The organism is Pseudoxanthobacter sp. (assembly GCF_036822375.1).
Lineage (GTDB): Bacteria > Pseudomonadota > Alphaproteobacteria > Rhizobiales > Segnochrobactraceae > Pseudoxanthobacter.
Genome location: NZ_DAISHT010000161.1, coordinates 1 through 8,332, shown reverse-complemented (window position 1 = coordinate 8,332; position 8,332 = coordinate 1). Strand labels below are relative to the sequence as shown.

General features: G+C 67.6%; 5 protein-coding genes. All 5 read right to left on the bottom strand.

The features are described 5' to 3' along the window. Positions 1 to 235: 235 nt before the first annotated feature. A complete protein-coding gene (mce, locus tag V7067_RS13395) occupies positions 236 to 652 on the bottom strand; it encodes a methylmalonyl-CoA epimerase (protein ID WP_334176406.1) in 417 nt (138 codons plus the stop codon). A gap of 114 nt (positions 653 to 766) precedes the next feature. Next, a complete protein-coding gene (gene scpA / locus V7067_RS13390; RefSeq protein WP_334176405.1) occupies positions 767 to 2,944 on the bottom strand; it encodes a methylmalonyl-CoA mutase in 2,178 nt (725 codons plus the stop codon). A gap of 18 nt (positions 2,945 to 2,962) precedes the next feature. Further along, the gene (locus V7067_RS13385; protein WP_334176404.1) at positions 2,963 to 4,894 is read right to left on the bottom strand and encodes a methylmalonyl-CoA mutase family protein; all 1,932 of its coding nucleotides are present in this window, start codon (positions 4,892 to 4,894) and stop codon (positions 2,963 to 2,965) included. 241 nt (positions 4,895 to 5,135) lie between these two features. Further along, positions 5,136 to 7,142, bottom strand: a complete 2,007-nt coding sequence (locus tag V7067_RS13380) for an acetyl/propionyl/methylcrotonyl-CoA carboxylase subunit alpha (protein WP_334176403.1) — start codon at positions 7,140 to 7,142, stop codon at positions 5,136 to 5,138. 189 nt (positions 7,143 to 7,331) lie between these two features. Continuing rightward, on the bottom strand, positions 7,332 to 8,332 hold a 1,001-nt coding region (locus V7067_RS13375), incomplete at its 5' end, for a carboxyl transferase domain-containing protein (protein WP_334176402.1).

The window sequence follows — 8,332 nt, the reverse complement described above, 5'->3', positions numbered from 1 at the left end:
GGCGCAGGGCCTGCCCGGCAAAGAGTTTCTTGCGCATCGCACCGGCCATGTTGCGAAAATTGCCAAAGGAATTTTAGCAAATTCCGGACCGCAGCAAACTGCGGCGAGAGAAAGCGATACGCCCCGCGGCCCCGGGCCCTCCCCTGCCCGTCGGTTCAGCGGCAACCCCGCGTCTTCCGGGGCCGGGGGCTGTCGCCGGCGCCTCTTGCGGGCGACCGGCGACGGCAGACGACGCTCAGTGACCCGCGCCGACTTCTTCCAGCTCGATCAGCGTGCCGTTGAAGTCCTTCGGATGCAGGAACAGCACCGGCAGGCCGTGGGCGCCGGTCTTCGGCTCGCCGCTGCCCAGCACGCGCGCGCCCTCGGCGGTCAGCCGGTCGCGGGCCGCGCGGATGTCATCGACCTCGAAGCACAGGTGATGAATGCCGCCCGCGGGGTTCTTGGCGATGAAGCCGGCGATGGGCGAATCGGCGCCGAGCGGCTCCAGCAGTTCCACCTTGGTGTTGGGAAGCTGCACGAAAACCACCGTCACGCCATGCTCCGGCAGGGCCTGCGGAGCGGAGACGGCCGCGCCCAGCGGACCGGCATAGAGCGCGGTCGCCGCAGCCAGATCCGGCACGGCAATGGCGACATGATTGAGGCGTCCGATCATATGCTGATCCCTTCGGGCACGAATTCAGGGTCCCGGCCCCTGACACTGCGCCCCGACAGCGCGGCACGGGCCGGGCGGCGTGGCAGGCGGCAGGCCGCCTGCCTGTAATGTCGCTCAGACATAGTCTTCCGGCGCCCGCTGGGCATAGCCCAGACGGGGGTTCAGCTCGTCGAGCAGATTGGCAGCGGCTTCCGGAATGACGGTGCCCGGCGGATAGATCGCCGCCGCACCGGCCTCGCGCAGGGCATCGAAGTCCTGCGGCGGGATAACGCCGCCGACCACGATCATGATGTCCTGACGGCCACGCTCAGCCAGCGCCGCCTTCAGCGCCGGCACGAGCGTCAGATGGCCGGCAGCGAGCGACGAGACGCCGACGATCTGCACATTTTCCTTCAGCGCCAGGTCGGCCGTCTCCTCCGGCGTGGCGAACAGCGGGCCGATGGTGACATCGAAGCCGAGGTCGGCGAAGGCCGAGGCCACCACCTTCTGGCCGCGGTCGTGACCGTCCTGTCCCATCTTGGCGACGAGGATGCGCGGCTTGCCGCCGGAATCGTGCTCGAACTCCTTCACGAGGCGGCGGGCGCGCTCGGTGGCGGAGTTATCGGCACCGATTTCCTTCTCGTAGACGCCGGAGATGGTGCGGATGGTCGCGGTGTGGCGGCCATAGACCTTTTCCAGCGCCATCGAGATTTCACCCACCGTCGCCTTGGCGCGGGCCGCTTCCACGGCCAGCCCCAGCAGGTTGCCGGTACCGGAGCCGGCCGCCTCGGTGAGGGCGGCAAGGGCGGCTTCCACGGCCACGCTGTCGCGTTCGGCCCGCAGGCGCTGCAGCTTCTCGATCTGGGCGGCGCGCACGGCCGAGTTATCGACCTTCAGCACGTCGAGCGGCGGCTCGTCGTCGAGGCGGTAGCGGTTGACGCCGATCACCGACTGGTTGCCGGCATCGATGCGGGCCTGCGTGCGGGCCGCGGCCTCCTCGATGCGCAGCTTCGGAATGCCCTCTTCGATCGCCTTGGCCATGCCGCCCAGCGCCTCGACCTCGGCGATGTGGGCGCGGGCGCGGTCCGCGATCTCGGCGGTGAGCCGCTCGATATAGTAGGAGCCGCCCCACGGATCGATGATCTTGGTGGTGGCCGATTCCTGCTGCAGCACGATCTGGGTGTTGCGGGCGATGCGGGCGGAAAAGTCGGTCGGCAGCGCCAGCGCCTCGTCGAGGGCGTTGGTGTGCAGCGACTGGGTGTGACCCTGCGTCGCCGCCATGGCCTCGATGCAGGTGCGGGTGACGTTGTTGAACACGTCCTGCGCCGTCAGCGACCAGCCGGAGGTCTGCGAGTGGGTGCGCAGCGCCAGCGACTTCGCCGACTTCGGATTGAACTTCGCCACCAGTTCCGACCACAGCAGGCGGCCGGCGCGCATCTTCGCCACTTCCATGAAGAAGTTCATGCCGATCGCCCAGAAGAACGACAGGCGCGGGGCAAAGGCATCGACATCCAGCCCGGCCGCGATGCCGGCGCGGATATATTCCACGCCGTCGGCGAGCGTATAGGCCAGCTCCAGATCCTGCGTCGCCCCGGCTTCCTGCATATGGTAACCGGAGATGGAAATGGAGTTGAACTTCGGCATGTTCGCCGAAGTATAGGCGAAAATGTCGGAAATGATGCGCATCGAAGGTGCGGGCGGATAGATATAGGTGTTCCGCACCATGAATTCTTTGAGAATGTCGTTCTGGATCGTGCCGGCGAGCTTATCGGGCGAAACGCCCTGCTCTTCCGCCGCGATGATGTAGAGCGCCAGAATCGGCAGCACGGCGCCGTTCATGGTCATCGACACGCTCATGCGGTCGAGCGGAATGCCCGAGAACAGCGTGCGCATGTCATAGATGGAATCGATCGCCACGCCGGCCATGCCGACGTCGCCGGCCACGCGCGGATGGTCGGAATCGTAGCCGCGATGGGTGGCGAGGTCGAAGGCCACCGACAGACCCTTCTGGCCCGCCGCCAGATTGCGACGGTAGAAGGCGTTGGAATCCTCGGCCGTGGAGAAGCCGGCATACTGGCGGATGGTCCACGGCTGGTTGACGTACATCGTCGGATAAGGGCCGCGCACGAACGGCGCGATGCCCGGGAAGGTATCGGCGAAACCGAGGCCGGCGCGGTCGGCGGCGGTGTAGAACGGCTTCACCGCAATGCCTTCCGGCGTCGCCCACGGCGCCACGCCGGCAGCCGGGTCAACCGCCGGGGTCGCGGCTGCGGGATCGAATGCGAGCGTCGAGAAATCCGGGATACGGGACATCGACCGGGCTCCTTTGCCTCAAAGAGTGGTCGCGCCGGCAATGCCGACGACGCTCTGAACGCGGGTGAGGAAGGCGACGAGATTGTCGCCGGCGAACAGGAACTCCTTCACGCCGGCCTCCCGCCACGCCGCTTCGTTGTCGCCGGGCTTGCCGGCAAGCGTCACGACGGCGGCACCCGCCGCCGTGAAAGCAGCCGCCGCGGTGGCGGCGGTGGAAAGGCCGCCTTCCGTGCCGTCCGCCGGCGCAGCATAAGTCTCGTCGCTGCCGCACAGGCAGACGACCGACGCGCCGGCTTCCTTGAAGGCCTGCACGAGAGCGAGGATATCGCTCTTCGTCTCGTTGCCGGAAACCGGCAGGCCGCCGGCCTCGAAGGCCGAACGGGCAAAGCCGACGCGGCCGTTGAACGAACCGGGCGAACCGAGGCCCGCCAGAAAAACCTTCGGCGCTGCCTTGCCGGAAGCAACGAACGCATCCGCCGCGTCGCGCAGCACCTCGAACGGCTCGGCCAGACGCGGGAAGGCGAACGGCTCGATCGCCACGGCATCCGCCGGCTTCTCCGCCGGCTTCTCCGCCGGGGCGGCCGCGGGGGCCGGCGCCAGCACGGTGACCGGCGTTTCCAGCAGGTTCGGGTATTCGCTGGTGCCGGTGATCTGCACCTTGCGGCGGGCAACCGCGGTCGCACGCTCGGTGCGGGTCGCGGCCAGCCGCTTCTGCCAGGAGCCGGAGGCCAGCGCCGCCGGCAGGCCGCCTTCTGCCTCGATTTCCTGGAACAGCGCCCACGCGGCAGCGGTCAGCTCGTCGGTGAGCGTCTCGAAGCCGCCCGCACCGGCAGCCGGGTCGGCCACGCGCCACAGGTTCGATTCCTCGGCGAGGATCGTCTGGGTGTTGCGGGCCAGACGACGGCCGAAATTGTCGGCAAGGCCGAGCGGCGCGGTATAGGGCAACACCGTCAGCACATCGGCGCCCCCAACGGCGGCGGAGAACGCCGCGATGGTGCCGCGCAGCAGGTTGACCCACGGATCGCGCCGGGTGGTGGAGCGCCATGCCGTTTCCGCCAGCAGGCGCACCGGCTTCGGCTCCAGTCCGATGGCACGCTCGACGCCGGCCCACAGGCGGCGGAAGGCGCGGAACTTGGCGATGGTGAGGAACTCCTCGACATCGGCCACCAGCAGGAACGAGAGCCGCTCGCGGGCGACTTCCGGCGGCACGCCGCCGGCCTCGAGCGCCCGCAGATAGGCGACACCGGCGGAAAGCGCGGCCGCCAGTTCCTGTGCTTCCGCCGCCCCGGCCTCATGATGGGCGCGGGTATCGACGGTGGCAGCAGAACCGCGGAAACCGTGGCTGTCGAGTGCCGCGACGGTGGCGGCGAAACGTTCCGCCAGCACCGGCCACGGCGCCGGCAGGAAGCCCGCGCGCACCGCATCGCCCAGCGGATCGAGGCCGAAATCGAGGCTGACGGAGGTCGGGTCCAGCCCGCGGCGACCAACCAGCTCCAGCAGCAGTTCGCGGCCGATCTGGCCTTCGAACGGAGCGGTTTCAAGGCGCAGGGAAATAAGATCGAGATGCACGCCGGCAAGCGCGCGGTCCACCGTCTCGAACGGCTGGTCACCGAGCTTCAGACCGAAGCCGCGCGCAGCAGGTGCCCCTTCCAGCGACAGCACGAGGCCGCTGGTGCCGTTCTCCAGATCGTCGAGCGCAAGAATATTGGCCTCGCGCGCATCGGGGTGATCGACACGCTGCGCCACGGTCCACGGCGCGATTGCGGCGCGCAGCGCGCGCGGCGCATCGCCCTCGGCCTTAGGATAGAGCGGAGCAATCTTCAGACCGTCGAACGTGCGGGTGGTCAGCACGCGGTCGAAATCGGCGCCCTTCAGCACCTTGTCCACCAGCGTCCGCCACACGGCCTCTTCACCGGCCGGCCTGGAAGTCTCAGCCACGAGATCGGTCATGATATCTCCAATCGCGATTCCGGGCGCGGGGCACGCCATTGGGGCGGGCGGTCAGCGCCGGTCTGAACATCGGGCGCCCTGCGCCCCGTTCCTGTCCGGGCGGAGCCGGCACTGGCCGGACCGCAGGGCCCGGCCCCGGATTTCAGCAACCGGCCCGCCGTCAAGCGGGCCGGTTGCCTTTCATTCAAGGTCTTCCGCCGGCATCGCAGGACGCCGGCGGAATGCCGCAAGCCGCCTGCGATCAGGCGAACTCGAGGATCACCGCGTCCACGGCCAGGCTGTCGCCGGCCTTGGCGTTGATCTTGGCAATGGTGCCATCGCGCTCGGCGCGCAGCACGTTTTCCATCTTCATCGCCTCGACGATGGCCAGCGGCTCGCCCGCCTTCACTTCCTGACCCACGATCACCGCAATCGAGCGCACCAGACCCGGCATCGGGCACAGCAGCAGCTTGGAGGTGTCGGCGGCCTTCTTCTCCGGCATCAGGCGCGCAAGCTCGGCCTCGCGCTGGGTATAGACGCGCGCAGCCGCTTCCTTGCCAGAATGGGCCAGACGAACGCCGTTGAGGATCGGACGGATGGTCGCCGCCACCTCAACACCGTTGAGCGTGCCGTGCCACACCGGCTCGCCGGGGCGCCACTGCGAGGCGACCACGATCGACTTGCCGCTGAACTCGATGATCACGTTCTTCGGGTCGTGACCGTCGACGATCTCGACCGGATACTGGGCGCCGTTCAGATCGACCACGCGGTGGGTGTCGAACTGCACGAAGGTCTCTTCGCGCAGCTGACGCGCGATCTTGCGCTTCCGGTGGTTCATGCCGTGGTCGATGATGGCGGCGATGGCCACGAAGGCATCCACCTCCTCGCCGGTCGGCGGCACCGGATGGAAGCCTTCCGGAAACTCCTCGGCGATGAAGGCCGTGGAGAGCGCGCCCGAGCGCCAGCGCGAATGGTGCATCAGCGCCGACACGAACGGAATGTTGTGACGGATGCCTTCGATGGCGAACGCATCGAGGGCGGTCGCCTGCGCATCGATCGCCTCGATGCGGGTCGGGGCATGGGTCACCAGCTTGGCGATCATCGGATCGTAGTAGATCGAGATCTCGCCGCCTTCGTAGACGCCGGTGTCGTTGCGCACGGTGATACCGTCGCACACGCCTTCCACCGGCGGGCGGTAGGTGACGAGACGCCCGGTGGAGGGCAGGAAGTTACGGGTCGGATCCTCGGCATAGACGCGGCTCTCGACGGCCCAGCCGTTGAGCTTCACGTCGTCCTGCGCGATCGCCAGCGGCTCGCCGGCGGCAACGCGGATCATCTGCTCGACAAGATCGATGCCGGTGATGAGCTCGGTCACCGGATGCTCGACCTGCAGGCGGGTGTTCATCTCCAGGAAGTAGAATGAGCGGTCCTGACCGGCGACGAACTCCACGGTGCCCGCGGAATCGTAGCCCACGGCCTTGGCCAGCGCCACGGCCTGCTCGCCCATCTTGCGACGGGTCTCTTCATCGAGCAGCGGCGACGGGGCTTCCTCGATGACCTTCTGGTTGCGGCGCTGAATGGAGCACTCGCGCTCGCCGAGATAGATCACGTTGCCGTGCTTGTCGCCCAGCACCTGAATTTCGATGTGGCGCGGATCGGTGATGAACTTCTCGATGAAGACGCGGTCGTCGCCGAACGACGACTTCGCCTCCGAGCGGGCCCGCTCGAAGCCCTCGGCCACGCCGTTGGCGGAATAGGCAATGCGCATGCCCTTGCCGCCGCCGCCGGCCGACGCCTTGATCATGACCGGATAGCCGATCTCGTTGGCGATCTTCACCGCCGCCGTGGCATCCTCGATCACGCCGAGGAAGCCCGGAACGGTGGAAACGCCGGCGGCGTTGGCGGCCTTCTTGGATTCGATCTTGTCGCCCATCGCCTCGATGGCATGGGGGTTCGGACCGATGAAGACGATGCCGGCTTCCTTGAGCGCCTTGGCGAAGGCGGCCCGCTCCGACAGGAAGCCGTAGCCCGGGTGCACGGCCTCGGCGCCGGTCTTCTTGCAGGCGGCGATGATGCGCTCGATGATCAGATAGGACTCGGCCGCCGGGGCCGGGCCGATGTGCACGGCCTCGTCGGCCATGGCGACGTGCAGCGCATCCTTGTCGGCGTCGGAAAAGACGGCAACGGTCTTGATGCCCATCCGTCGCGCGGTCTTGATGACGCGGCAGGCGATCTCGCCGCGGTTGGCGATCAGGATCTTGGAGAACACGGGTTGCGGCCCTCGGTAGGCGTGGCCTCTAACGCACCGGCTTTTATGACGTTTCTGCCGGGGGAGGCCATGACCAGGATCAAACGGTTGAGGGGCGGAATGCGCCGGCCTGCGGCCGGTGGGCGCCCCTGGCGGGATCGGAGGAAGGCCGGGGCGCGGATGCGCGCGCCACCGGCCGGCAGCAACACCTCAGAGCGGGATGTTGTCGTGCTTGCGCCACGGAATGTCGGGGTTCTTGGACGCCAGCATCTTCAGCACGCGGGCCAGGCGCCAGCGGGTGGAGTGCGGCATGATCACCTCGTCGATGTAACCGCGCTCGGCCGCCACGAACGGCGACAGGAAGCGGTCCTCGTATTCCCTGGTGCGCTCGGCGATCTTCGCCGGATCGCCCATGTCCTGACGGAAGATGATCTCCACCGCGCCCTTGGCACCCATCACCGCGATCTGCGCGGTCGGCCAGGCGAAGTTGACATCGGCACCGATGTGCTTGGAAGCCATCACGTCATAGGCGCCGCCGAAGGCCTTGCGGGTGATGACCGTCACCATCGGAACGGTCGCCTGCGAATAGGCGAACAGCAGCTTGGCGCCGTGCTTGATGAGGCCGCCATATTCCTGCGCGGTGCCCGGCAGGAAGCCCGGCACGTCGACGAAGGTCACGATCGGGATGCCGAAGCAGTCGCAGAAGCGCACGAACCGGGCCGCCTTGCGGGAAGCGTCGGAATCGAGCACGCCGGCCAGCACCATCGGCTGGTTGGCGATGACGCCCACCGTGCGGCCTTCGAGACGAACGAAGCCGGTCACGATGTTGCGGGCGAAGGATTCCTGAATCTCGAAGAAATCGCCTTCGTCGGCGATCTTCAGGATCAGTTCCTTGATGTCGTAGGGGGTGTTGGCGTTGGCCGGAACCAGCGTGTCGAGGCTGTCTTCCTGCCGGCGGCCATGATCCTCGGTCGGCCAGAACGGCACGCCCGACTGGTTGTTCTCGGGCAGGAAGTCGATGAGGCGGCGGACCTGCAGCAGGGCCTCCACATCGTTGTCCCACGCGCCGTCGGCGATGGACGACTTGGAGGTGTGGATCTTGGCGCCGCCAAGCTCCTCGGAGGTCACGGTCTCGTTGGTGACGGTCTTCACCACATCCGGGCCGGTCACGAACATGTAGGACGTGTCGCGGACCATGAAGATGAAGTCGG

What these genes read in the sequence shown, in the direction of transcription:
- mce (WP_334176406.1), bottom strand. Translation starts at nt 652, where the DNA reads ATGATCGGACGCCTCAATCATGTCGCCATTGCCGTGCCGGATCTGGCT.
- scpA (WP_334176405.1), bottom strand. Translation starts at nt 2,944, where the DNA reads ATGTCCCGTATCCCGGATTTCTCGACGCTCGCATTCGATCCCGCAGCC.
- V7067_RS13385 (WP_334176404.1), bottom strand. Translation starts at nt 4,894, where the DNA reads ATGACCGATCTCGTGGCTGAGACTTCCAGGCCGGCCGGTGAAGAGGCC.